Origin of the sequence: uncultured Methanobrevibacter sp., from assembly GCF_902788255.1 — an archaeon.
GTDB lineage: Archaea > Methanobacteriota > Methanobacteria > Methanobacteriales > Methanobacteriaceae > Methanocatella.
Map to the genome: position 1 here is coordinate 26676 of NZ_CADAJR010000013.1, position 25197 is coordinate 51872.

Genomic DNA, 25197 nt, shown 5'->3' on the forward strand with positions numbered 1-25197 from the left:
ATGCTCTCTCTTTAAATTTAAATAGTATTGTAATTAAATTATATTATAACAATCATAAATGGTTGTTAAACCGATGGTTCCGCGGGGAAATAAAACTCTAGGAATCCTCACCTTCTATAAGGTGAGGTTGTTCAATATAATCTTCTTAAATTATCATGATGGTGGTTATATGGTAGAAGATAAACATGTCATTGAAACATTAGGAAAAGTTAGAGTGGTAATTGAAAACGGACAGATAACCGAAGTCGGCTCCTCCGAGATGAAATACTGTCCAATGTTTCACGCAATGCATAAGGTCGATGAGCTGAACGAGGAATTCATCCGCAAAAACATACAGTTCAGGATAGATGACTTCGGAATGTGCACTCCTCAAAGGGTAATCGAAATGGATGACCTGGTGACCGTCGGAATATCCGAAATCCTGAAAACCAATATGGAAAAGGGAAACATTGACTGTGTTGTGGGAGCATGTGACGGTGCCGGAACACTGATAATGACCAATCCTCGTGTGGTTCAGGGGGTAGGTGGAAGAGTTTCAGGTCTTGTAAGCACCACTCCAATACCAGAAGTCATAAAAGGGCTTGAGGAAAAGGACTGCATAATATTGGATCCGGAAACTGCAGAGCTGAACCAGCTTGAAGGATTAAAGATAGCGCTTGATAGGGGATACAAGAATATTGCGATAACAATCCTTCCATGTGAAATGATTGAGGAAATCAGGAATTATCCGGTCGATGACGATGTCAATGTCTACATATTCGTGGCACACACAACCGGTGCAACAGCCGAAGAGGTTGAAATGATGTTTGAAAATGCGGATATTGTTACCGCATGCGCTTCAAAGGCCATTGACGAATATGCGGATGAACACAAGCCATACTACTATGGAGTGAAGGTTCCGATTTTCTGTGCAAGCGATGACGGAAGAAGAATGCTTGATGTGCGTCTTGAAAAAATAGGCAAGCCGTTGACTACCAATGAATATCCAAGAAACAAGGATGATGCACCGCATAAACTGCTGTGATGATAAAATGAAGGTTATATATTTTGATACTGAAACTACCGGTCTGGACTGCCGTGACTGCCAGATAATCGAATTGGCCATGATTACAGTCATCGAGGGTAAGATCGTTGATGAGTATGACAGGTTCATAAAGGTTGACGGAAAGCTTCCTCCAAGAATAACCGAAATCACTGGCATAACTGACCAGATGCTTGATGATGACGGCTTTGATGAGGCAAAAATTGCTGAGGATTTAAGGCAAAGGTTGACTCCAAACACTTTGATGATTGCTCATAATGCACAGTTTGACCTTTCATTTGTCTACAGTCTTTTGCAAAGGTATTATCCAGATGCTGATGAGATTCTTTCTAAAATGGATTGGCTTGATACACTTACTGTATTGAAGGACAGAAAGAAATATCCTCACAAACTGATTGACGGTGTTAAACATTATGGCATTCAAGAAGTCAATTTCCACAGGGCAATCGATGATACCAGGGCGTTGATGGATGTCACAAGGGCCATGATAAATGAACGTCCTGACTTGGAGGAATACATTAACATTTTTGGTTTCAATCCAAAATTTGGTGTAAGTGGTCCTATATTCCCATTCATTGAATATAAAAAACAGTATTATAATAATTTCATGGTTTCTTCAGGCAATATTTTACCTAAAAAATGAGTTCAAGTCAATATTGCTTTTGGTTTGAAATGGGGATTTAAAAAAAATAATTTTCTATTGCAATGCGTTTTGGATTTGAGAAGCTAAATCCAATGCCTTTTGAGCATCTTTTGAGGTGATGATGGTTACTATGTTGTAATCAGCATCCACTCTTAATTCAATGAATTCTGCGTATTTTTTGCTTATTGTCTTTTCGTTTAATTTGTTTAATGCTATACAGATTGCTGTGTGGTATCCAATATCATTTTTTGAATAATTTTTGATGTCATTGTAGTGACCATTGTTGATTATCCAATCATGGGTGTGGAGGTATGTTGAAAGATATGCCCTATTGATAATTGTTCGATCAATGCATTGCAAATCATAGGTATTGTCCGAAAAATTTTTTGAGTTTAGATATTCGGCTAAATCTATAAGATGTTGAGGTATGAATGCATGTGTCATGTTCTGCCTCAGTATCTGTCGGAGACTGCAACATTGCAGATTTCCATCAAATTGTCATGCCCTTCTTTGGCTGCAAATTCATCAACTTCATCAGAGATTAAATCCCATACATCAAAGATTTCCTGGTTGGACCAGGTTTTTGGTGCTCTGATATAGAATGAAGCAAATGAGTCATTATTTAAAGGATTCTTTTCTCTAAATAATATTTCCCCTAATCCATATTTAGAACTTAATTTGATGAGTTTTTGTTCTAATTTGGATAGGAATTCATCGTTTTGAACGACTTTACTTTCTGATGAGGGCATGATTGGACCGTTTTGTAAATGTTCAAGCATTTTTTCACCATTTTAATTTGTAAATAATCTTAATTTTTTCAGTCATGAAAAAATCCTATTTGCCTGCCACTATAATCCTATTAGTTTTTCAAGTATATAAAGATTATTCCTATCTTTAATTTGTCAAATTACCATTTGGTATCAATATTTAGTTCAAAAGACAAATTTACAAGCTTAAATCAATATTGGATCATTATAAAAAAAGTTAAAAGAGGTTGTGGGAAGATTCCATATCTTCCCAGACGGTAGAGAATTTTATCTATAAATTTAAATGGAGGTTGGGAAAGATTTCCGTATCTTTCCCGGGGTTAAATATGGTTAGATATCAGTTTGATTATGTAGGGAGTGTTTCCCTACATGTATTGAACTAGTTGTTCATCTTGGATTTGAGTGCTTCCTGGCTTCACTTTTTCGATTGCCTCTTTGAAGTATTTGTATGGGATTTCAGTAGTTTCGAGATTATCTCTTAAAGCCAACATTGCAGCTTCTCTGCAAATAGCTTCAATGTCTGCTCCAACATAACCTTCTGTGTTTTTGGCCAGTTTTTTGAGGTCTACGTCTTTTGATAGAGGCATGTTTTTGGTATGTACTTTAAATATGGATATTCTTGCTTCTTCATCTGGTTCTTTAACTTCAATGTGTCTGTCGAATCTTCCAGGTCTCATAAGGCCTGCATCCAGGATGTCCGGTCTGTTGGTTGCGGCTATGATTGCCACATCCTCGAGTTCCTCTAATCCATCCATTTCTGTTAATAGTTGGTTTACCACTCTTTTTGTTACTCCGCTGTCAGTGTCGTTTCCGCTACGTGCGCTGGCTATTGCATCTATTTCATCGAAAAAGATTACTGTTGGGGAAGCCTGTTTAGCTTTTCTGAATACTTCGCGTACACCTTTTTCTGATTCTCCAACCCATTTGGAGAGGAGTTCAGGGCCTTTGACTGAAATGAAGTTCGCTTCACTTTCACTTGCCACTGCCTTTGCAAGCAGGGTTTTACCGGTTCCAGGAATACCATATAACAGTGTTCCTTTTGGAGGTCTTATGCCAAGGCGTTGGAATGTTTCAGGATGTTTCAATGGCCATTCTACAGCTTCTTTGAGTTCCTGTTTCACATCTTCAAGTCCGCCCACGTCATCCCATTTGATGTCAGGGATTTGCACAAGGACTTCCCTTAAAGCTGAAGGTTGGATTTCCTTTTGTGCGTTTTTGAAGTCATTGCCTGTCACTACGATTTTTTCCATAACTTCTTTTGGGATCTCCTCGTCGTTTTGGATTTCAGGAAGTATTCTTCTGACTACTCTCATCGCAGCCTCTTTACATAATGATTCAAGGTCAGCTCCCACAAACCCGTGGGTTGTGCTTGCTATTTTATCGAGGTCTACATCATCTGATAGAGGCATGTTTCTGGTATGTATTTCCAGCACTTCTTTTCTCTCTTCTGTGTCGGGTACACCGATTTCAATTTCTCTGTCAAATCTTCCAGGACGTCTTAGTGCAGGGTCAAGTGAGTCCGGTCTGTTGGTTGCACCGATTACAACCACTTGTCCACGTGATTTAAGGCCGTCCATCAATGTGAGAAGTTGTGCAACGGTTCTTCTTTCAACTTCTCCATTTGTTTCTTCTCTTTTTGGCGCAATTGCGTCAAGTTCATCGATGAATATGATTGAAGGTGAGTTCTCTTCAGCTTCCTCAAAGTATTCCCTGAGGTTCTCTTCGGATCCACCCACATATTTGCTCATGATTTCAGGTCCGTTTATCAGAATGAAATGAGCGTCACTTTCACTGGCCACTGCTTTTGCCAGTAAGGTTTTACCGGTTCCAGGAGGTCCGTGCATGAGTACACCTTTAGGTGGTGCGATACCCAGTTTTTCAAAGAGTTCAGGTCTTTTAAGAGGGATTTCAATCATTTCCCTTACTTTTTTGACTTCCTCTTTTAGCCCACCGATGTCCTCGTAGCTTACATCAACGAGGTTGCTTACTCCTTCGATTTTACTTACATCCACAGGAGTTTCGTGCAGTTGCACTTCGGTATTCGGACCGACTATTACGATGTCTTTAGGATTTGTGGAGATTACTGCGAATTTGATTTCGCGCATTGCAGGGGTAAAGTCCATGAGCTCATCAAAGAGACTGTTGAATCCTCTTCCCATACCAGGTCTTGGTGCACGGATTTGGGATCCGATGATGTCTCCCTGTACCATCACTTTTCCTGCAAACAGTCCACGAACATCACCTTGTACACGGATATTGTCTTCGGTTGGTGCAAGAACAACTTTTTTAGCTTCTGTAGCCTGTGCTTTTTTGACTGTAACTTCTCCACCTATTGTTGCTCCTGAATTTTTACGGACCAATCCGTCGATTCTTATTACTGAAAGGCCAATGTCTGTTTGTGAAGGAAGGGCAATTGCTGCAGTTCTTCTTTCACCAACGATTTCGATAAGGTCTCTCTCATGGATTCCTAAATTGTCCATGACATTTGGGTCAAGCCTTGCAACTCCTTGACCTACATCCTTTTGTGAAATTGCTTCTGCAACTTTTAATGTGATTTCATTTTCTGCCATTTTATCATCTCCATTTTGGCTGTAATGTAAATGTAATTGTAATGTCAAAATCTTTTTGTTACTTTTTGTAACTTTATTGACAAACTAATCTGTGTATGTTTTAGTATATAAAGGTTTCGGTTCAGCCGATTTTTTAAAATGGATTGTAATGGCTTTAATTAATAAATAGAAATTTTATTGTTATTTTGGTACTCTAAAAATATCTTAAAAATATTTTTGATAAAAAATATAAAAAAATAGTTGATTATATTAAATTCTAAAATTTAATTACTTTTAGACACTTTAATCATTGTTCGTATCATGTAAAACATTATCTGATTGTTCCGCCAAAACCGATGAACAGGTTCTCAACATTTTTGACGGCATCTTTTTCAAGGGCAATGATTTCAAATGTCAGACTTATTGAATCATCAGCGATTTGCGAACCGCTATATGCATCAATCAGCTTGATATTTATTATATTGTCTATTTTCATCACTGTGTTCTGGATGGTTTCAACATTAACATTTTTTGAAAATACGCAACTTATTGATCTGGTGATTTTTGCTGAATTTTCAACTTTCCACTGGTGAAGCTCATCTGGAAGCATGATTCTGATGTTTGCTATACGGAGTTTCTTGACTTTATTGCCTCTTTTCAAAACTGCAGTCTTGTTGTCAAGCTCTTCAAGAACTCCAATATGGACCTTTCCGGAATAGATGTGCCTCAAACCAATTTCCTGACCTATGCATTCGTTCAGATAGCTGTATTCGTAGTTCAATGCGCCTATGGCCTTGTCACTTCTACCCAATGCATTTGTGATATCGCCCATATGCTTTGTAGCATTGATTGCAATTTCAACGAATTTCTCCTCATCTTTAGCATTGATGACATCCCTCAATTCGGTAACGGCTTCGGCAAATGTATTTCTGATGTGCGGGCCGTTGCTGTTCATGGATTGGATGTTGTATGTCAGATAAGGGTTTTGAGAAACGATACGTGCAATCATATCAATCATCAGATTGTATATCGGACTTTCATAGTCTTCGCTTTCTGTCAGGTCAACTTTCAGCTTTTCAATGGCTGAAGCGGTTGAGATGAATGAGAAGTGAGTCAAAACCTGCACAATACTCATCATGAAGTCATGCTTTTCAGCGGTGGTTTCGATGATTCTCATGTTCTTGGATGCGAGATAGTCATAAACCCTCTTATACCACTTGCCTTTTTTGTCTGCGGTCAATACAATGACCTGATTGTCAAGTCTGGTGGTGCGGGGGCCGAAAACCGGGTGTGTTGGAATGTATTCGACATTGTCGGGCAGAACCTCCGCCATTGTCTTTGAAGGCTCCTCCTTGATGGATGTAACGTCAATCATTACCGAACCGCTTTTCATGAATGGGGCAACTTCGCGAATCACGGAGGATGTGTGCTGAATCGGAACGGAAACAATCACCATGTCACAGATGTTTGCAATTCCTGCATTGGACTCAATATAACTGACGTCAAGCTCTTCAGCAACCTTTCTGCCCTTTTTGTGATTGGTACCGGTAATGTATACCTCAAATTCGTCTCTAAAATAATAAACAAGTGTCTTTCCTAAACCGTCTGTTCCACCAATAATTCCAACATTCATTTTAATCATTAAATATTTTAATTTATAGGTATATATTATTATCTAGAAAATTAATGTGACAATTATGAAAATCGTAAAGGAAGATGAAAAGGAAGGAATGGTTGAGGTTGTCCCTGAAACCCTGGATGATTTGTGGCACCTGTCCCACATAATTGAAGTTGGAGACAATGCGTCCTCAAAAACCACCCGTAGGATACAGGACAATACGGGAGATAAGCTGAGAAGTGATAGGGGAGTTAAGAAAACATTCACTTTGGGTCTTGATATTGAAAACATTTCATTTCACCTGTTCACAGGAAAATTAAGGTTGACCGGAGTCATAACAAGGGGGCCTGAGGATTTGATTCCACTGGGATCACACCACACCCTTGAGGTCAAGCTCAACACCCCATTGAAAATCAGAAAGCCGAGATGGCCAAAATGGGCAATCAAAAGGGTTAACCAGGCTATCGAGGCATCCAAAAAACTGGCGGCAATAATAGTGGTTCTTGAAGACGATACCGCAACATTGGGTTTGATGAGGCAATTCGGCATTGAATATTACGGTCCGATTAAGGGACATGTCTCAGGAAAGCGCATTGTAGACAAAAACAGGCAAAAGAACATTGTTGAGTTCTATGAAAAGGTAATCGAGTCAGTAACAAAGTTCGATGCAATCCAGAACATTGTAATTGCCGGACCGGGATTTGTCAAAAACGATTTTCATGATTATCTGAAAGACAAACACCCCGACCTTTCAAAGATTTCAATCGTCGAGCCTACAGGTTCCGGTGGAAGGAACGGAATAAGCGAGGTTTTAAAGAAGGGCACAGTCGAAAAGCTGACTTCCGAAAATCGTGTTGCCCTGGAGATGGGAGCCATCAACAACCTGCTCACTGAAATCGGTAAGAATTCCTCTAAAATTGCATATGGTGTTGGCGAAACCCAGAATGCAATCAACCTTGGAGCGGTTGAACAGCTGCTGATTCTTGACACCAAGGTGGCCAGCGAGAATATGGGCGATGCAATGGACATGGTCGAGAACATGAAGGGTGATGTCATGGTCATCAGCAGTGAACATGAGGGCGGAAAGCAACTGGAAAGCCTCGGAGGTATGGCGGCCATTTTAAGATACCCTATTAATTAATATTTATATATTAAAAAGAATTAAAATTAATATGTGATTTAAAATGATGTATTCATCGATACTTTTTGCATTAATATTTGTTTTTATTGTATCTGCAGTCGGTACGGCTGTAATAGATATTATATTCAGATTTTTGGGAAAAAGGGGATATATGGGAAATCTCTTTCCTAATGTACGGGGAGGTATTCCACGTGCAGTGGGAATTGTGCCGTTCATAATCCTTTCATTTTATATGCTTCCAAAATTCAACAATCTGATTTTGATAATAGGTATTTTTGCATTAATCGATGATATTCTTGGACGCAGAAAATCCTACCGTTTTAATATTGAATATGGACAGTTGTCAAGGGGAATTGGAATAATTCTTGTCATGATTGTCGGTTTGGCTGAAGGATTGGGACTGTCAGCTATATTTATCGCGCTGATGGTTCAGCCAATGAACATTTCAGACATGCAGCCTGGATCAACCTGTATCGTGACAATCATAATGTCAGTTTTGACAATTCTTGTAATGCTTCTTATCGGTTCACCGGACTATGCGGAACTGCCTGCAATGTACACTCCGCTTCTGATACTTGTGGTTTGTCTTGCATACTCTCCACTTGACTTTTCAGGAAAAATCATGCTTGGCGAAGTTGGAAACCACACTTTCGGTGTAGCGCTTGGAACAGCATTCTATGTTATGGGAGGATTGGTTGGAGTGATTGTCTTCGGAATAATCACAACAGCACTGATTGCTTTTGTCAGAAGGAATAACCTAACCGTATTCTTCCGTCAGAAATTGAGATTGCTTGACCCTACATTCGGGGACTTTTTCATGGATGTGTTGACCGGAGGGGGATTGGGAGATCTTGTCAGAAAATGGGTGCTTAAAGACAAGCAATATGATGTCAGATCCCCATTGTTGATTCTTTTAGGATTTAGAAGATTGTTATATAATCCTCATGCAAGTCATGCAAAAAGCTATATTCCGGATAATTATGTTCCAAGGCTTGAAAGAAGGGAATGATTTATATGAAATGTTTATTTATCGTTACTGGTAGAGGATTGGGTGGAGATGCAATGACCGCACTCAATGCAATGAAGGCACTTGAGAAAAAGGGAGTTCAATGCGAAATTGCACTGGATGCCTCCGCTCATGGTACACTATTTGAAAAGAACGGATACAAATGGCATAAGATTTCTGTTCCTCATGCCGGAGGCCATTCCGCTACCAAACTCTCAGCGATAAAAGGTGGTGTCAAGCTATTCGCCGCAACATTCAAGGCCAGAAGCCTTATCAAAAAACTGAAGGTTGACTTTGTCGTAGGTGTTCTGGGCGGAGGGGCAATTGTCGCCTCACTTGGAGGTAAGGTTGCAAGAAAACCTACATTCTCACTGATATCAACACCTCTTGATTCAAAGGTCTGTCCCAAATTCAACCAGTGCTATATATTGCCTGAACTGAACATGTTCAGATGGGAAACACTGCCGAAAAATACTGCAAAGGCATTTTATCCTCTCTCAGATAATATGGGTGATGGTGATGAGGCAATAGCACTTTCAAAGCTAAAGGAATATCCAAACTTCGATGAAAACAAAAAAACAATCGTATTTTCATCAGGTTCATCAATATTCAAGGGCATGATTGATGGGATAAACATTGTTGCAGACAAGACCGATGAATACAATCTTGTGCTGGTCGGAATTCCTTTAAAAGAGGAATACGGTGAGCTGATTGATGAAAACAAAATAATTTATGCCGGTTACATTGACTGGATCAATCATCTTTTCAAGTTTGCAGACTTGACAGTTCTCACAGATGACGGTGTGTCCCTGGAAGAGGCATTCACCAATGGAAAGCCTATTGTGGCTCTTGCACGTGTCAAATGGGGAAGATATCAGAACATGGCTGGTGTGTTCAAGGGTGCAATGATAGAATCTGAAGTTGAAAATGTCTGTGAAAGCATAGATGAGGCATTCAGAAACTATGATGCCATGCAGGAAAAGGCCCTTGTTTATGGTCAGCAATGTTTGGATGCTGCCGATGATTTGGCAACAGATATCTTAAGTAGAATATAACTACTTCCTTTCTACAACAAATATAAAGATTTAAATATAAAATGCGAGTTATTAAATATAAATCTATTTTATGATTTTTAATTTTTATCAATTTAAGATGAATATTCATGACTTTTTCATATTCATCTTAACAGGGGAAAATCTATGAAAGCTTTGTTTATCGTTACAGGCAGGGGTTTGGGTGGAGACTCAATGATTGCCTTAAATACCATGAGGGCATTTGAAAAAAGGGGAATTCAGTGTGAAGTTGCCCTTGATTCGTCTGCAGTCGGGACATTGTTTGAAAAAAACGGATACGATTGGCATAGAATATCAGTTCCCCATGCCGGAGGTATGTCTGCAACAAAATCATCTACATTTTCTGCAGCATCAAAATCATTGAAGGCAATGTTTGTTGCAAGAGACCTTATCAAAAAACTGGGTGTCGATTTTGTGGTAGGTGTACTGGGTGGAGGAGCGGTTATTGCTTCTCTTGCAGGTAAAGTTTCTCGAAAGCCAACGTTTTCGATTTGCCTAACTCCGCTTGATACCCGAATATGTCCAAAACTGAATCAGTGTTATATTCTCCCCGAATCTGAAAAGTTCAAGTGGGATGTTTTGCCGAAAAACGTCAAAAAAACACATTATCCTCTATCTGACAATATTGTTGAGGGCAATTCTGATATCGCTCTGGACAAGTTAAGAGATTATCCGAATTTCGATGAAAACAAAAAGACAATCGTCTTTTCTTCAGGATCATCAATATTCAAGGGTACAATTGATGCGATGAACATTGTCTCAAGTAAGAGTGATGAATACAATCTGGTTTTGGTCGGTCTGCCGTTGCATGAGGAATATTCCGATTTGATTGATGAGGATAGAATCATCTATCTGGGATATATTAATTGGATTAACCATTTGTTTGAGTACAGCGATTTGATGGTTTTGACTGATGACGGAATCTCGATTGCAGAGGCCATAACTTGCAAAAAACCTATTGTCATACTTGCCCGTGTCAAATGGGGAAGATATCAGAACATCGCAGGAGTATTTAAGGGGGCAATCATAGAATCTGAAGTTAAGGATGTATATGAAAACGTTCAGTTGGCTTTTAAGGATTATGATGATCTTCAGGAAAAATCAATATTCTATGCGAAGGAATGTCTTAAAGCCAGTGACACTCTGGTTGATGACGTCTTAAAAAAAGTAAATGAATAGTGGCATTACAGCCACAGATTTTTAATTATTTTATAATTGGTATCGGTTGATGGGTGTACCTCTAAAAATTCACCGTAATCATCCAAATCATAGTCCATTCTCATCAGATAGGAAAGGTATGCAATATCGCTTGTTGAAGATGGGGATATTGAGTTGATTTTAGCTATTTTATTGTTTTTCCCATCAAAGTCTATTTCTGTATAGCCGGTGTTTCCCTCAAGTATTTTCCAGAATGCACCGGGACCTGCAATTCCAGGTATTGCAATTGTTGATTTTTCATCATCATCAAGGTCCAGTTTTTCATTTTTTACAAAACTCACTTCAGTGTTCAAACTTAATGTTTGAGGAATGCAGTCGTAGCTTATTTTATTTGCATACTTTGCCATATTCCTTGCTGCTGTGATGCCCTCTTTTCTAGCTACTGGAGTCAGTTGATATCCTCCGGTAACATCGCCTGCTGCATATACATTATCAACATTAGTTTGCATCATTTCATTTACTTTGATGGTTTTATCAGGGTTGAGCTCTACGAATCCTTCAGCTATTTCACTGTTAGGGGTTCTTCCGGTTGCAAAAAATGGAATCCCCTCCAGTTCCTGGTTGTCGGTAGTTAGGACCTTGTCTTTAAAGACTTCACTAACATTTGTGTTTTCCATTATGTTGACGTCAGGCATGAGCTTTTCTAAAACGTATCTTTTTGTTTCAGGTGCCAATTCCTTCAGAAATGTGCTTCTTGCAAGTACATTGACTTCACTTCCCAGGGTTGAATAGATGTTGGCAATCTCGCATGCGATTATTCCTCCCCCAATGATATTTAACTTTTCAGGCACGTCATCGAGTTTTAGAATGTCCTTGTTGGTAAGTCCAAACTCTTTTCCCTTGACATCCGGAATGAATGGCCTTGCACCGGTGGCAATCATCAGATTGTCCCATTCAAAGCTTTCATTGTTGACTATTACCTCTCCGTCTTCAATTTTGGCCTCACCATAAATGACATTGTTTCCAACACTTTCGTTTTCCATTTGATTTAGTTTTCTAAGCATTTGCTGTGTTTCTGTAATTTTTTCAACAATTTTCTCATATGAAATTTCAATTTGGCTTTTGAGAAATCCGTGTTTGTTGAAACGGTTGTTTTCATCGATAAATTTTGTAATGTCTGTAAGTGCGCAGACAACCATGCATCCTTCATTCAGACAGGTTCCTGCTATATGATTTTTTTCAATTAAAGTAACGTCTTCTCCTAACTTTCCAAGTTCAAGTGACCCTAATCTTCCTGCGGGACCGGATCCGATAACAATATTTTTCATTTAAATTTCACCTGTTTAGATAGTTTTATATAATACAAACTTTTATATTAATAATATATAAATTTTGGAGATGGATAATTATGTGTATTGCAGCACCTGCTCACGTTGTTGAGATTAACAGGGAAGATAAAATTTTAGTTGCTGACTTTGGTGGGGCAAGACAACAGGCTAAAATCGACCTTTTACCTGAAGTCGAGCTTGGCGATTATGTTTTAATCCATGCCGGTTATGCAATTGAAAAATTAAGTGAAGAAGCTGCTAAAGAATCTTTAGAAGCTTGGGAAGAACTTTTGGAAACTCTTGAAGAAGAAGATAAAGAAATGGAACAAGCAAGACAAGAGTTCTACGACTCAATAAATTGAGACTCTTGTTACTCCTTTTATTTTTAAGAATTCATTAATCAAGTCGCCTTTAACGGGCTCTTCGGTTATTATTGTTAGTATTGGATTTTTTTGAAGTTCTGTGTCTTCGGCATAGGCTTGTCTAATACTTATACCTTTTTTTGATATCAGATTTGTGGTGTTTGCAAGAATTCCTTCGCTTTCGCTGCCCACTTCAATTTCGATTACTCCCAAATCAAGGTTTTTGGCGATGTTTTTTAGAAGTGATCCTGCTGGTATGATGTTGTTGAACAGGTTATACAAATCTTCATCTTCTCTGATAACCTCAATTGTTGATTTTATTGCACGTCTGTCAACTTCTGCTGCTGTTGCAAGTGCCTTGTCGCTGATTTTCAAGTTTCCACAGTATATTTTCCCGTCTTCATTCAGTGACAGTCCAAGTTCAATCATCTTTTCTGCAACGCGCAGTCTTGCCGGATATTTTTTAAATTTTTCATTTACTTTTTCCCACATTTTAATCATCATTCCAACTTTTTGTACATTCAAGTTATAATTTGTTGAATATGATATTTAATAGTTTGTAAAAAAAAGTCGATAAAATTGTTATGTAATTGAAAAATTCCCAAAAAAATAGTTTTAGTAGGCTAGATGGGATTCGAACCCATGACCTCCCGGTTATCAGCCGAGCGCGCTAACCAAGCTGTGCCACTAGCCTATGTGATTTGTGTGACAGTTAACTGTCAACACTAATACATATGTAAATTACCCTATATAACTGTTTCGGTTAAAAGGTAATTTTTTAAAAAAATTTAAAAATTATCTATTAATCATTTCGTTAATGGACTCTGCCATGGCATGTCCTTCAACAGTAATAATAGCTTTTTCAATTCCTTCAACGTTTTCTGCTCTGATTTTAGTATCAGCAGCGATACGAGTAATACTCATACAACCTGGGTTGGTTGGTTTAAGAGTAATTTTAGCTTGATCACCATCAACGGTAATGTTTTGTACAATTCCCATTTCTACGATACTGATTCCCATGTGAGGGTCGTTAATTGGAGTAATTGCGTCTTTAATATCATTTACTAAATCTTCTGACATAATATGTCTCCTCTAATTTTTGTATTTATAACTATTAATAATGTTATTTATAAATATTGTTATTTTTTCAAACGGTGCTTCAGTTTAACACCGATACCATTCCTGCACTCTTCCATCTCACGGCCTGTCATGACAGCTCTTCCCACTCCAACAACGGTGTCGTCACGTACAACCGCCACTTCGTCATTTGGAAGAATCTTGTGGTCTGCCTTTTCGATTCCTGGTGCGAAAACAGTATTGGTCTGCAAGTCAAAATCGATGTTGACAATATGGATTCCCAAATCCTTGAGGATTTCTCCACCGGCAAGATTTAATCTGAACAGTCCGTAATCCTTATTCAGCAATGCCAATTGTGTGCCGTTTGATAAAATCCTTTTGTGATACATTCCCTTGGTTTTGACATTGTCAGGTATGAATTTGTCTCCATTTTCACCAAACTGGTATTTTGCAATTGAGCGAAGTTCATGCAATGTTTTTTCTCTTCTGTTGACTCTTTCGTGATTTTTAAGTTCCATCCTTAAATTATAAAGAGAATCAGGGGAAGTCGGACGGTCGTCCTCACAGACATTGACAAAATCGTCAACAAACGCTTCAAGGGATTCCAGATATCCTCCGGCAAGGTTTGCTACAATTTTTTTGCCTTCACAGTATTTGGCTATCAGCTTGCCGCTTTCTTCAACCTCATCGCTTGACCAGGAGCCTGTGGTACTTACATCATATGACTGAATTGGAAATGTGTTTTCAAGTTCCCTTGGACATATTCCGAAAGGTGATGTAACGATAAGTTCCTGAAATGATCTTGTAAGCTTTCTAAACTTCTGATGAGATTTGGAATTGGAGTAAGGCTTTTTCATACTGCACGGGAGCAGAACGACAGTGTCGCCCAATGGTTTCATAATCTCCATTCTCTGTCTCCACCTTACCGCTTCCGGACGATAAAGGGACTCTTCACTAGAACAAATTACCTTCATGTTATTCCTCAAAAGATTTAATCAATTCATTATCAAGTTCAATCAGTCTTTCAATATTGTCATCGCTGTCTTCAATGGTCCTTTTCCATTTGCTTATTACAAAATCAATGTCAACTTCCTCGGTTCCGCTGATTAGATTGTCTGCATGTGCAACTATCTTTTCCTCAAGTGTTTGCGGAACGTAGGATTTCTCTGGAAGTCCAAGCTTTTTGGCTTCCTCAGGGGTAATTCCCGCACCGATATGCCTTTCAATTATGTTCAGCACGTCCTCGGAGTATCCATATCCTCTGGCAATCTCAACACCTTCTATTGCATGGGTGATGCCGTGGGTTCTGGACCTTCCAATATCGTGCAGAAGGGCACCTTTTCTGATGAGTTCGGTGTCTGCATTATCAAAATTAGAGGCTATCTTCATAGCCTTTTTATAAACTGCCTTGCAGTGGTCGATGACATTACTTGGAGTATTTTCTTTTTTAAGTAATTCAATTTCCATTTTATCTATTTTTGTCACTGAAGGATTTGAAATTACTTTCAACCATTTCGATGTCTTCCTTAAGCTGCTTGATGGTTTGTTCATTGTCGTGGAATTCTAATTCCTCTCCACATGCAGGACAAAGGAACTCATAATCGGAAGCATCATCAAAAACAAGTCTAACGTGTCCTTGTGGACAGATGAAGAACATGTTGTTTTCTTCACGTTCAAGTTCATCATTAAGCATTTTTAAATAATCTTCAGAATCTTTTATGATATGGTTGATAACTTCTTCTTTTTCAAATTTCCAAGTATATGTGAACCATTGTGTTTCAGGGTCTTTGCTTCTTTTATAACTTGCCAATCCTAAATCGTAAAGTTTATAAAGAATTTTTCTAACGATATTCAGTTTGATTCCAGTTTTGTTTGCAATTTCTTCATCGGTGTCCACACCTTCATTCAGGGCTTCAACAATCGGAAAATTGCTTTCATCTTCTACAACATTGGTTAATAAAGTCTTTACTAATGGATCGTTTAACATTTAATTTCCCCTAAAACATTATATGTGAATCATAAAATTGATATTAGATATATTTTTTTTCTTATAAAAACATTGCTGATTTAATAATTATCAAGAATTTCCAACAAGTTTGAGGCAATATAATCTACTTCCTCATCGCTTAAGGTAGTGTAGATTGGAAGGCTTATTTCATTTTCAAATAATCCGTAAGCGTTAGGATAATCTTTAATGTCAAATCCTAAATTCTTGTAGGCAGTCAATAATGGGAGCGGTTTGTAGTGAACGTTTGTGCTGATTCCGCACTCTTCCATTTTAACAATGATTTCATTTCGCTCAGCCAGGCCCACACCTTCAAGTCTTGCAAGGTAGAGATGTCCTGAAGAAGCATGGTTGTCACCGGTATGTTTTGGAACAGTGACTCTTGTATCTTTGAATGCATCTTCATATCTTTTTATGATTTCATGTCTTCTTTTGAGCATATCGTCATATCTTTTCAATTGCACAAGACCGATTGCAGCCTGAATATCAGTCATATTACATTTGTATGCCGGAATTAGGATATCATATTCCCATGAACCCTTTTGGGTTTTCTCAAGGGCATCCTTTGTCTGGCCGTGAAGTGAATAGATTTGATACTCCTTATAAAGCTTTTCGCTGTCAATTCCCTCATGTGACTTCCAGGTCACGGCTCCCCCTTCGGCTGTTGTCAGGTTTTTAACAGCATGGAATGAAAAGGTTGTAAAATCCGCAAGGGTTCCGGATCTTTTGCCGTTTTGCATGGCACCAAAACCATGTGCTGAATCCGCCACGACAATTATTCTGTTGAATGCCTTTTGAATTTCGTTTGCCGGACTGAACAAATCCTTTTTGCTTTCAATAACTTCAAAGATTTTATCATAATCACATAGGATACCTGCGATGTCAACAGGAATGATGGCTTTTGTTTTGTCTGTTATTGCATCGGCCATTTTTTCATAGTCCATTTCTTCCCTGTCCGGTTGGCTGTCAACCATAACTGGGGTTGCTCCAACATGGCAGATTACACTGCATGATGCTGTATATGTATATGCGGGTACAATAACCTCGTCACCTTTACCAATGCCCAATACGCGTAAGGTCATCTCCAGGGCAGTTGTCGCCGCACTTAGACAAACGGTTTTTTCGCTTCCGCAATATTCGGTTATCTGCCTTTCAAATTCCTTTGTCTTAGGTCCGGTTGTAATCCATCCGGATTTCAATGCTGCAATAACTTCATCAATTTCTTCTTCTGTAATGTCCGGGGGTGAAAATTGAATATTCATCATGATTTATTCTCCGTTAACTTCTTCAGGTTCCTTATATGTTGGAACACATTTTTTCATGGTTTCTTTTATCTCCTCTTTTGAGGTATTCTCATCTTTTATGATGTCTCTGAACATGTCCAATTTCTCTTCAATATCGTCCATTGTAAAGTCCATGGATTCTGTTATGAATATCTTGTCATGTTTTGTTGATTCGAGGTTTTCCTCATTCATCAACAGCTCTTCGTAAAGCTTTTCACCAGGTCTCATGCCTGTAATTTCGATTTCCATATCCTCTCCAAGGGTATATCCTGACAGTTCAATTAGGCTTTTTGCCAAATCGTAAATCTTGACGGGTTCTCCCATATCAAGTACAAATATCTCTCCACCTTCAGCATATGTAATTGCCTGAAGTACCAGTGCAACCGCTTCAGGTATTGTCATGAAGAATCTTGTAATTTCCTTATGGGTAACGGTTACAGGTCCGCCATGGGCGATTTGTCTTTTGAATAAAGGTACAACAGATCCGTTACTTCCCAAAACATTACCGAAACGAACTGCGACAAATTCTGTGGAGCTTTCCTTGTCCTTTGCCTGTATGATCATTTCGCATAACCTTTTGGAGGCGCCCATGATGTTTGTCGGATTGACCGCCTTGTCTGTTGAAATTAGAATGAATCGTTTGATGTTGTATTTGTCTGAACAGTTGACCAGGTTGTATGTTCCGAATACATTGTTCTTGATTGCTTCTGTCGGGTTGTTTTCCATCAGCGGAACATGCTTGTGGGCAGCCGCATGAAATACTATTTCCGGTGAATACTGCTCGAATATTGCATCCAGCCTGTCTTTTTCACGGATGTTTGCGACAACTGCCTTTATGTCATTGTTTGGATGTGTGGATTTAAGTTCCACTTCGATATCATACAGTCCGTTTTCGTAATTGTCCAGCAATACCAACTGCTTTGGATTGTGAAGCATTATCTGTCTGCAGAGTTCTGAACCTATGGAACCTCCCGCACCGGTTACCAGAACGACATGCTTGTTGATCAGGTTCTTGATGTTGTGGTTGTCAAGTTCGACAGGGTCCCTTCCAAGCAAATCCTCAATGCTTACGTCCCTTAGGCTGCTGTAGAGATTCTCCTCTGTGATGATTTCCCTCAAACTAGGAAGGACCTTTACCTTTGCGGAGGTTTTGTTACATATTTCAAGGATTTCCTTTTTGTTTTTGTTGTCGATGTTTACTATTGTAAAGAATATCTCGTCGATGTTTTCCCTTTCACAGATTTTTGCTATGTCGTTTCTGTTTCCGATAATCCTTACTCCGGCGACGGAATATCCTCTGCGCTTGTTGTTGTCATCGATGATACCGATTATTTCATATTTTCCTTTTAGTGAGGAATTTAAGGTTTTGATTATGTCGTTTGCAGAGTATCCTCCTCCAATTATTAAAAGATTCTTCTTGTGTCCTTCAGGGGTTTTCATATCCTTGTGGGCATTGTTTAAAAGATAATATTTTATAATCAAACGGTATGTGATGAGGATAATTCCAATGATTGATCCAATAATTAAATTTTGCAGGATGGACGGATTTTTCATTTTTAAAATTACTTCTTCGATAATTGAGACAATCAATGCGGAAACTATTGAAAGAATAAAATACACGATGTAATCCTGGTTATTTTCATAACGGATAATGTTCGAATATCTTTTTGTTAACCTGAAAACAATCTGATAAACGATTATTGATAAAACAATTCCTGTTAGAATTTCCATCTTTGTAACATCACTTGTAGGATTCATTAAAAATGAGTCTGTAATGAGTACTGATATGAAATAATAACCTAAGATGATTGATAAACAATCGGCTAAAGGCAATAAATAGTTTCTAAATTTGGCAATATTGTCCACATTCACAAAAATCAATCCATATATAATTTATATTAATTATATATTTTTGGCAAATCATAAATATAAAACTTTCTTTTTCTTAATTTTTAGGGATTCTGCATCTTTTTTTCCAATCAGTCGGTTATGATATTGGATTGAATGTTATTTAAATGGTGGTAGCATCTAAATTTTTCTTATGATGACTGCAGGCGTATGGGTAATTGAATCCAAATCTTCAATGGTGACTTCATCAATTTCAGAACCCAAAACTGCCTTGACACTATGGATTGTCTTCATTTCAGTTGAAAGTGATTTCTGGTAGTCCTCTGCAATGTTTGCAATTTTAAGGGCTTTTTCAACACCGATCTCTTCGCTGCATCCTAAAGGGGTGGATCCCATATTCTCTGAGAGCTGTCCCTTGACGTATCCGAAAAATCCGTTGTTCGCATCAATTCCGTCAATTGCTATCGGAAGGCCTGTAAAGTACTTGCCGTTTTTCATGTATGTGGCGTCGGTATCGATAATCATCACGCAAACCTCTTTTCCGATTTCCCTTTTCAAGTCCTTCGCTACCTTTTCGGGATTGTCCGGAAGCAGTGAAACGTATGTTCCTGGGGCATTGCTTAAATCAATTCCTGCCTCTGAAGCGGGTTTGAGCGCATGCTTGAGACCATACAACTGAAGTACAACTTCCTTATGTGCTTCGGTTTCCTTTGGAAGCTTTCTCAAATTCTTGATGGTTCTCTTTTTAATCTTGAGTAATGGTCCTAAAACATATCCCCACAGGTACTTGCTCCACACCACTGTCAGGAATTTCGCAGTCAATGAGGGAGTGTATTTTGATTCATCGACCAGACGGTTCTGGCTGACTGAGATGGGAGTTTCCGCAATGACCAGATAATCTCCATCTTTCATGATTTCTCTTGCCGGATTGATTATACAATCAAGATTGTCATTTGGCTTGATGTAACCGGTTTCAATTGGAATTACAACATAATCTCCATTGACTACATGTTTAATATTTTCAAGTTCACGCACTGTCATAAAAATCTTTATTAAAAATCGATATTATAATATAAATTAACTAACTATTTAATGATTATCTTGTTAGGGGCAATTGACATGGAAAGAAAATTTATCACATATTTCGAAAAACAGGGTGAAAACTACACAGACGACTTGATTAAATCCGTTAAAGACAAATTCGACGCTTCATGTGATGTAAAAAGGGTGCTGATAGCTTCATCAACAGGCGAATCCGCATTGAAATTGCATGCCGCATTGGACGACTTTGATGTTGAAATCATAAACGTTACCCATCACATGGGATTCAGTGCCGAAAACGAGGCTGACATCACAGATGAAATGATTGAAAAGTTGGAAAAAGTCGGAATAAAGACATATATTGGTGCTCATGCCTTCAGTGGAGCTGCAAGAGGAGTGACCAATAAATATGGAGGTTTCTCTCCTTTGGATATTGTGGCAGATACATTGAGAATGTTCTCCCATGGTGTAAAGGTTTCAGCTGAAATTTCAATCATGGCGGCGGATGCCGGTCTGATTCCTGTTGGCGAAAAGATCATGGCAATCGGTGGAAGGGGCCACGGTGTTGATACTGCAGTCATTTTGACACCTGTAAACGCCAAGGACCTGTTCAACCTGAAGTTTCATGAGATAGTTGCAATGCCAAAAGAATGATGAAATTATTTTTAATTTCGTCGAAATTTTTTCATATTTATATATAATTAGTTGCATTTAAATATTAGTTATCATAGAAATATATAACAATATTTTTAAATAGCAGATATGTGGGGTTAATTTGTGAAATTTATAGATGATGCAATCAAAGAATCCGAAGAAAGAATGGAAGAAAAAGCACCTGATAAACTCACATCTGACATTGATGATGAGCTTATAGGTATTATGAAAGGTGTTAAGACTAATATTTTTGTTGTTGGTGCTGGAGGAGCAGGTAACAATACCATCTCAAGATTAAATGAAATGGGTATCGAAGGTGCAACAACAATTGCAGTAAATACTGATGCTCAAGATTTATTTTACAGTCAATCCGGTACAAAAATCCTTTTAGGTAGACAAACCTCCAAAGGTTTAGGTGCAGGAGGAGAACCATCAGTAGGTGAAGAATGCGCTGAAGAAAGTGAAGATGAAATCAGAGAAGAATTAGAAGGCGCAGACATGGTTTTCGTCACCTGTGGTCTTGGTGGAGGAACCGGAACCGGTTCAGCACCAATCATCGCTAAAATCGCTAAAAAATTAGGTGCATTGACTGTTGCTGTAGCTACCTTACCATTTTCTGCTGAAGGAATTAGAAGAAGAGAAAATGCAGATCAGGGTTTGGAAAAACTTTACGAAGCTGCAGACACTGTAATTATTATTCCTAATGATAAACTATTAGAAGTCGCACCAAACTTGCCTTTAAATAAGGCATTCATGGTTTCCGATGAAATCCTAGGAAGAGCTGTTAAAGGAATTACTGAACTGATTACCAAGAAAGGTCTGGTCAGTCTTGACTTTGCTGATATCAGAAGTATCATGAGTGGCTCTGGAATGGCTATGATTGGTATGGGAGAATCAGATTCTGGCGACAGAGCATTAGAATCTGTACATGAAGCATTAAGCAGCCCATTATTAGATATCGACATTTCAAATGCTACCGGGGCTCTGGTTAACATTTCAGGTAGTTCTGACTTAACTTTACATGAAGCTGAAAAAATCGTCCAAGTTGTTGCTGACAAACTTGATCCTGAAGCAAACATCATTTGGGGTACTCAAATTGATGAAAGTCTTCAAAATACTGTTAGGACCACTGTTGTTGTTTCAGGTATTACTGACAACTATAAAGCAGATGACACTCAAGATATTGATTATATCGATGAGAGTGAAGAATCTGAAACCACCAGTGATGAATTAGATGATTTTATTGATGGAATTTTCTAATTCTATCTTTTTTATTTTTTGTAATAATGCAAAGATTTATTAATGTTTAAGTTATAAATTATCTTATTACAATTATTTTATTATTATCAATTTTTTAATTTAGGTATTCAAATGAATGTACAAGAAGATTTTGACAAATTTATAAAAGATGCAAAAAGAGTATTAAAAGTATCAAGAAAACCTGATGCTAATGAATATGTCGATTTAGCCAAAATTTCTGCTTTAGGAGTAGTTGTTGTTGGTGGTATCGGTTATATCATAGTTTGTTTAGGTTCCTTAATTGGTATCTAAAACCAATTTCTTATTTTTTTGATCCAATTTTAATTTTTTTTGTTGCATTATTTTTTTCTCAAAAAATATATTTTTTTTGAAAACTTTTATATAGTATGATTAATCATAAATATTAATATTATAGAAATCTTATTTTTCAGAATTTTCTATCTGGAAATAATGGCTTTTATAATATTTTTAACTTAATGTATGATTTTATTAACTAGAAAAAACTTTAAAAATAGGTGAATTTTTAATGGAAGATACTAACAGTTCCATATATGCTCTTAAGACCTCTGCAGGTCAAGAAAGAAATGTTGCCAGACTTCTAGCACGTAAAGCTAGAACCATTGATGGCATAGGCATTTCATCAATTCTTGTTCCAGAATCTTTAAAAGGATATATCTTAGTTGAATCTTCAACCAAAATAGATCTCAGAAACCCTGACTTAAAGGTACAACATTTAAGAGGGGTTGTTGAAGGTAGTGTTGGAATTACCTTCGAAGAAGTAAAAAGATTCTTAAAGCCAGAACCTATTATTTCCTCAATCCAAAAAGGAAGTATTGTTGAGCTTATTTCTGGTCCATTTAAAGGTGAAAGAGCAAAAGTGGTTCGTATTGATGAATCACGTGAAGAAGTCGTTCTTGAGTTAATAGAAGCGGCAGTACCTATTCCGGTTACTGTAAAAGCTGATCAAATTAGAATAATTCAAAAGGAGGCTGACTGATGGCTAAAGATACAGTCGAAGTTCTTATCGAAGGTGGAACCGCTACTCCAGGACCACCATTAGGACCTGCTTTAGGACCTCTCGGTATTAACATGATGCAAGTTGTTGAAGAAATCAACAAAAAAAGTGCTGACTTTGCAGGAATGAAAGTACCTGTAATCATCAGTGTTGACAGAGATACCAAAGAATTCGAAATTGAAATTGGTACTCCACCAACCACTGCACTCATCATGGAAGAATTAGGCATCGAAAAAGCTTCTCATGAACCAGGTTTAGACATCATCAATGATGTCCCTATCGAAACCGCTTTAAAAATCGCTAGAATGAAATTCGATTCATTACTCGCTAACGATTACAAAGCAGGCGTCAAAGAAGTTATGGGAACCTGTGTAAGTATGGGATTATCTGTTGATGGTAAAGACCCAAGAGAAGCACAAAAAGACGTAGATGCTGGAGTATACGACGATATTTTATTAGAATAAATATTGTCCTTTAAAATTTAAATTAAGTTAATAAATACAGTGTATATGATGTTATAATTAAGTTTATAATTGATATACTGTTTTTAATTCATGCAATCGTTTAAGAATTTTTTTCTTGTAATCGATACTCATGAAACCGAAAAAAATATCCAATGAACATACGTTCATGGGGGATGAATATGACACAAGATGTAGTTAACGCGGTGAAGGAGGCTAAAGAACAATCTAAGCCGAGAAACTTCACTGAGTCCGTAGATATTATTATTAATATCCGTGACTTAGATGTCAAAAAACCAGAAAATAGGTTTAATGAGGAAGTTACTCTTCCTAACGGCCGTGGCAAAGATGTTAAAATCGGAGTCATTGCTGATGGGGAACTCATTGTTCAAGCTAAAAATGCTGGTCTTGACGTTGTAATTAACAAACAGGATTTAGAAGAGTTCGGAAAAGACAGAAAAGCAGCTAAAAAAATGGCTAACTCTGTTGATTTCTTAGTAGCTCAAGCTGATATGATGCCACTCGTAGGTAGATTCCTCGGTCCAGTTTTAGGTCCACGTGGAAAAATGCCTAAACCAGTGCCAGCAAGTATCAAATTAGATCCTCTTTTAGAAAGATTACAAAGTACTGTCAAAGTAGGTGTAAAACAACAACCAAGTATTCAGATTGTTGTTGGAAGCCAAGACATGTCAGACGAGGATATAGCTGAAAATGTGGAAACTGTTCTAACAGTCTTAGACCGCAATTTAGAAAAAGGAAGAAGTCAAATAAAGTCCATGTTTATTAAAACAACTATGGGACCAGTAGTGAGGGTGATCTAATGGCTCATGTTGCTGAATGGAAAAAGGAAGAAGTTAAAGAGCTAATCGGTTTAATCGGTCAATACGATGTAATCGGTATTGTTGACTTAATGAACATTCCTGCTAAACAGCTCCAAGAAATGAGAAAATCATTAAATGGTAAAGCTGTTATCAGAATGTCCAAGAAAAACCTTATTGATTTAGCTTTTGAAGATTGCAATGCTGAAAAAACCAACATTGTTGATTTGTCTGAACATATGGATGGTCAAGTTGCACTTATCGCAACTGAAATGAACCCTTTCAAATTATACAAAATATTAGAAGACAGCAAAACCTCAGCTCCTGCAAAACCAGGATCTATTGCAACTGATGATATTATTGTACCTGAAGGGGACACCGGTTTTGAACCAGGTCCATTCTTAGGTGAATTACAACAAGTCGGAATTCCTGCAAAAATTGACAAAGGAAAAATATGCGTTCAAAAAGAAACTGTTGTAGTAGCAGCTGGTGAAGAAGTATCCAAACAAGTTGCAGCAACATTATCAAGAATGGATATTAATCCTATGGAAGTAGGAATTGATTTAAAAGCAGTATATGAAGAAGGATCTGTTTATACTTCTGATTTACTAGCAATCGATGAAGAACAAACATTAGCTGACGTACAAAATGCATTCAGAAATGCATTCAACTTATCTGTTAACGCAGCTATCCCTACTGATGAAACTATTTCCACTATCATTACTCTTGCATACACCAGAGCAATCAATGTCGGTGTAGAAGCAGCTATAATGACTTCCGAAACTTCAGAACCAATCATTGGTTTAGCACAAGCTAAGATGTTAGCATTAGCATCCGAAGTTGCAGATGCACCTGGTGCTATTGACGATGAATTAGCTGAAAAACTTTCCAATGTTGCTGTAGCAGCTGCTCCAGTAGTAGAAGAAGTTGTTGAAGAAGAAGAGGAAGAAGAGGAAGAAGAAGAAAGTAGTGAAGAAGAAGCAGCAGCTGGGTTAGGAGCTCTCTTCGGGTAAATTAATTTAAAATTTTTATTATTATAAAAAACTAA

Annotated in this window: 27 protein-coding genes and 1 tRNA gene; 14 read left to right on the forward strand and 14 right to left on the reverse strand. The window is 37.8% G+C overall.

Translation table 11 applies throughout. The annotated features are described in order from the left end of the window. Positions 1 to 169: 169 nt before the first annotated feature. Positions 170 to 1024, forward strand: coding sequence for a methanogenesis marker 8 protein (locus tag QZV03_RS04555; protein WP_296874516.1), 855 nt, complete (start codon positions 170 to 172; stop codon positions 1022 to 1024). Between the two features lie 7 nt (positions 1025 to 1031). Then, a complete protein-coding gene (locus tag QZV03_RS04560) occupies positions 1032 to 1685 on the forward strand; it encodes a 3'-5' exonuclease (protein ID WP_296874517.1) in 654 nt (217 codons plus the stop codon). A gap of 54 nt (positions 1686 to 1739) precedes the next feature. Here the strand turns inward: QZV03_RS04560 and QZV03_RS04565 are convergent, their stop codons facing one another. The 4 genes from QZV03_RS04565 to QZV03_RS04580 all read right to left on the reverse strand — a co-directional run bounded on the left by QZV03_RS04565 (position 1740) and on the right by QZV03_RS04580 (position 6643). Next, the gene (locus QZV03_RS04565; RefSeq protein WP_296874518.1) at positions 1740 to 2129 is read right to left on the reverse strand and encodes a hypothetical protein; all 390 of its coding nucleotides are present in this window, start codon (positions 2127 to 2129) and stop codon (positions 1740 to 1742) included. 8 nt (positions 2130 to 2137) lie between these two features. Further along, complete coding sequence (locus QZV03_RS04570; RefSeq protein WP_296874519.1) at positions 2138 to 2464, reverse strand: hypothetical protein; 327 nt, start codon at positions 2462 to 2464, stop codon at positions 2138 to 2140. Positions 2465 to 2817: 353 nt separating this feature from the next. Beyond that, positions 2818 to 5022: a CDC48 family AAA ATPase gene (locus QZV03_RS04575; RefSeq protein WP_296874520.1), complete on the reverse strand. Its 2205-nt coding sequence runs from the start codon at positions 5020 to 5022 to the stop codon at positions 2818 to 2820. Between the two features lie 310 nt (positions 5023 to 5332). Continuing rightward, positions 5333 to 6643, reverse strand: coding sequence for a prephenate dehydrogenase (locus QZV03_RS04580; RefSeq protein WP_296874521.1), 1311 nt, complete (start codon positions 6641 to 6643; stop codon positions 5333 to 5335). A gap of 55 nt (positions 6644 to 6698) precedes the next feature. Between QZV03_RS04580 and QZV03_RS04585 the strand changes: the two genes are divergently transcribed. The 4 genes from QZV03_RS04585 (at position 6699) to QZV03_RS04600 (ending at position 11018) form a co-directional block, all read left to right on the forward strand. Then, on the forward strand, positions 6699 to 7760 hold the full coding sequence (locus tag QZV03_RS04585) for an mRNA surveillance protein pelota (RefSeq protein WP_296874522.1): 1062 nt from the start codon (positions 6699 to 6701) through the stop codon (positions 7758 to 7760). Positions 7761 to 7803: 43 nt separating this feature from the next. Continuing rightward, positions 7804 to 8769 (forward strand): cell wall biosynthesis protein, encoded by a 966-nt coding sequence (locus QZV03_RS04590; RefSeq protein WP_296874523.1) that lies wholly within the window; start codon positions 7804 to 7806, stop codon positions 8767 to 8769. Positions 8770 to 8774: 5 nt separating this feature from the next. Beyond that, positions 8775 to 9821: a glycosyltransferase gene (locus QZV03_RS04595; RefSeq protein ID WP_296874524.1), complete on the forward strand. Its 1047-nt coding sequence runs from the start codon at positions 8775 to 8777 to the stop codon at positions 9819 to 9821. A 144-nt stretch (positions 9822 to 9965) separates the two neighbouring features. Next, on the forward strand, positions 9966 to 11018 hold the full coding sequence (locus tag QZV03_RS04600; protein ID WP_296874525.1) for a glycosyltransferase: 1053 nt from the start codon (positions 9966 to 9968) through the stop codon (positions 11016 to 11018). A gap of 5 nt (positions 11019 to 11023) precedes the next feature. Here QZV03_RS04600 and QZV03_RS04605 read toward each other — a convergent pair whose 3' ends face one another. Next, positions 11024 to 12325: an NAD(P)/FAD-dependent oxidoreductase gene (locus QZV03_RS04605; protein ID WP_296874526.1), complete on the reverse strand. Its 1302-nt coding sequence runs from the start codon at positions 12323 to 12325 to the stop codon at positions 11024 to 11026. An 80-nt stretch (positions 12326 to 12405) separates the two neighbouring features. On the opposite strand from QZV03_RS04605, the gene QZV03_RS04610 reads away from it, so the two are divergent. Next, on the forward strand, positions 12406 to 12687 hold the full coding sequence (locus QZV03_RS04610; RefSeq protein WP_296874527.1) for a HypC/HybG/HupF family hydrogenase formation chaperone: 282 nt from the start codon (positions 12406 to 12408) through the stop codon (positions 12685 to 12687). Here QZV03_RS04610 and QZV03_RS04615 read toward each other — a convergent pair. The 9 genes from QZV03_RS04615 to QZV03_RS04655 all read right to left on the reverse strand — a co-directional run bounded on the left by QZV03_RS04615 (position 12676) and on the right by QZV03_RS04655 (position 19941). Next, positions 12676 to 13191, reverse strand: coding sequence for an amino acid-binding protein (locus tag QZV03_RS04615; protein WP_296874570.1), 516 nt, complete (start codon positions 13189 to 13191; stop codon positions 12676 to 12678). The genes QZV03_RS04610 and QZV03_RS04615 overlap by 12 nt on opposite strands. Before the next feature lie 115 nt (positions 13192 to 13306). Further along, positions 13307 to 13381 (reverse strand) — tRNA-Ile (locus QZV03_RS04620). Between the two features lie 101 nt (positions 13382 to 13482). After that, positions 13483 to 13767, reverse strand: a complete 285-nt coding sequence (locus QZV03_RS04625) for an iron-sulfur cluster assembly protein (protein ID WP_296874528.1) — start codon at positions 13765 to 13767, stop codon at positions 13483 to 13485. Between the two features lie 59 nt (positions 13768 to 13826). Continuing rightward, on the reverse strand, positions 13827 to 14738 hold the full coding sequence (locus tag QZV03_RS04630) for a DUF5591 domain-containing protein (protein ID WP_296874529.1): 912 nt from the start codon (positions 14736 to 14738) through the stop codon (positions 13827 to 13829). A 1-nt stretch (position 14739) separates the two neighbouring features. Then, entirely contained in the window at positions 14740 to 15231 is a 492-nt protein-coding gene (locus QZV03_RS04635) for a TIGR00295 family protein (RefSeq protein WP_296874530.1), read from the reverse strand. Position 15232: 1 nt separating this feature from the next. Continuing rightward, positions 15233 to 15751 (reverse strand): transcription factor E, encoded by a 519-nt coding sequence (gene tfe, locus QZV03_RS04640; RefSeq protein WP_296874531.1) that lies wholly within the window; start codon positions 15749 to 15751, stop codon positions 15233 to 15235. 80 nt (positions 15752 to 15831) lie between these two features. After that, complete coding sequence (locus QZV03_RS04645) at positions 15832 to 17034, reverse strand: DegT/DnrJ/EryC1/StrS aminotransferase family protein (protein WP_296874532.1); 1203 nt, start codon at positions 17032 to 17034, stop codon at positions 15832 to 15834. A 3-nt stretch (positions 17035 to 17037) separates the two neighbouring features. After that, positions 17038 to 18924: a nucleoside-diphosphate sugar epimerase/dehydratase gene (locus QZV03_RS04650; RefSeq protein ID WP_296874533.1), complete on the reverse strand. Its 1887-nt coding sequence runs from the start codon at positions 18922 to 18924 to the stop codon at positions 17038 to 17040. A gap of 156 nt (positions 18925 to 19080) precedes the next feature. Then, entirely contained in the window at positions 19081 to 19941 is an 861-nt protein-coding gene (locus tag QZV03_RS04655) for a coenzyme F420-0:L-glutamate ligase (protein WP_296874534.1), read from the reverse strand. Between the two features lie 78 nt (positions 19942 to 20019). Between QZV03_RS04655 and QZV03_RS04660 the strand changes: the two genes are divergently transcribed. The 7 genes from QZV03_RS04660 to QZV03_RS04690 all read left to right on the forward strand — a co-directional run bounded on the left by QZV03_RS04660 (position 20020) and on the right by QZV03_RS04690 (position 25162). Further along, positions 20020 to 20595, forward strand: a complete 576-nt coding sequence (locus tag QZV03_RS04660) for a pyruvate kinase alpha/beta domain-containing protein (protein WP_296874535.1) — start codon at positions 20020 to 20022, stop codon at positions 20593 to 20595. Positions 20596 to 20718: 123 nt separating this feature from the next. Beyond that, the gene (gene ftsZ, locus QZV03_RS04665) at positions 20719 to 21855 is read left to right on the forward strand and encodes a cell division protein FtsZ (RefSeq protein WP_296874536.1); all 1137 of its coding nucleotides are present in this window, start codon (positions 20719 to 20721) and stop codon (positions 21853 to 21855) included. A 111-nt stretch (positions 21856 to 21966) separates the two neighbouring features. Beyond that, entirely contained in the window at positions 21967 to 22146 is a 180-nt protein-coding gene (locus QZV03_RS04670) for a protein translocase SEC61 complex subunit gamma (protein ID WP_296874537.1), read from the forward strand. Positions 22147 to 22381: 235 nt separating this feature from the next. Then, a complete protein-coding gene (locus QZV03_RS04675; RefSeq protein ID WP_292605964.1) occupies positions 22382 to 22852 on the forward strand; it encodes a transcription elongation factor Spt5 in 471 nt (156 codons plus the stop codon). Beyond that, on the forward strand, positions 22852 to 23334 hold the full coding sequence (locus QZV03_RS04680) for a 50S ribosomal protein L11 (protein ID WP_296874538.1): 483 nt from the start codon (positions 22852 to 22854) through the stop codon (positions 23332 to 23334). The genes QZV03_RS04675 and QZV03_RS04680 overlap by 1 nt, the downstream gene beginning before the upstream one ends. Positions 23335 to 23513: 179 nt before the next feature. After that, the gene (locus QZV03_RS04685; RefSeq protein WP_296874539.1) at positions 23514 to 24152 is read left to right on the forward strand and encodes a 50S ribosomal protein L1; all 639 of its coding nucleotides are present in this window, start codon (positions 23514 to 23516) and stop codon (positions 24150 to 24152) included. Beyond that, positions 24152 to 25162: a 50S ribosomal protein L10 gene (locus QZV03_RS04690; RefSeq protein WP_296874540.1), complete on the forward strand. Its 1011-nt coding sequence runs from the start codon at positions 24152 to 24154 to the stop codon at positions 25160 to 25162. Before QZV03_RS04685 ends, QZV03_RS04690 begins: the two co-directional genes overlap by 1 nt. Positions 25163 to 25197: the final 35 nt, after the last annotated feature.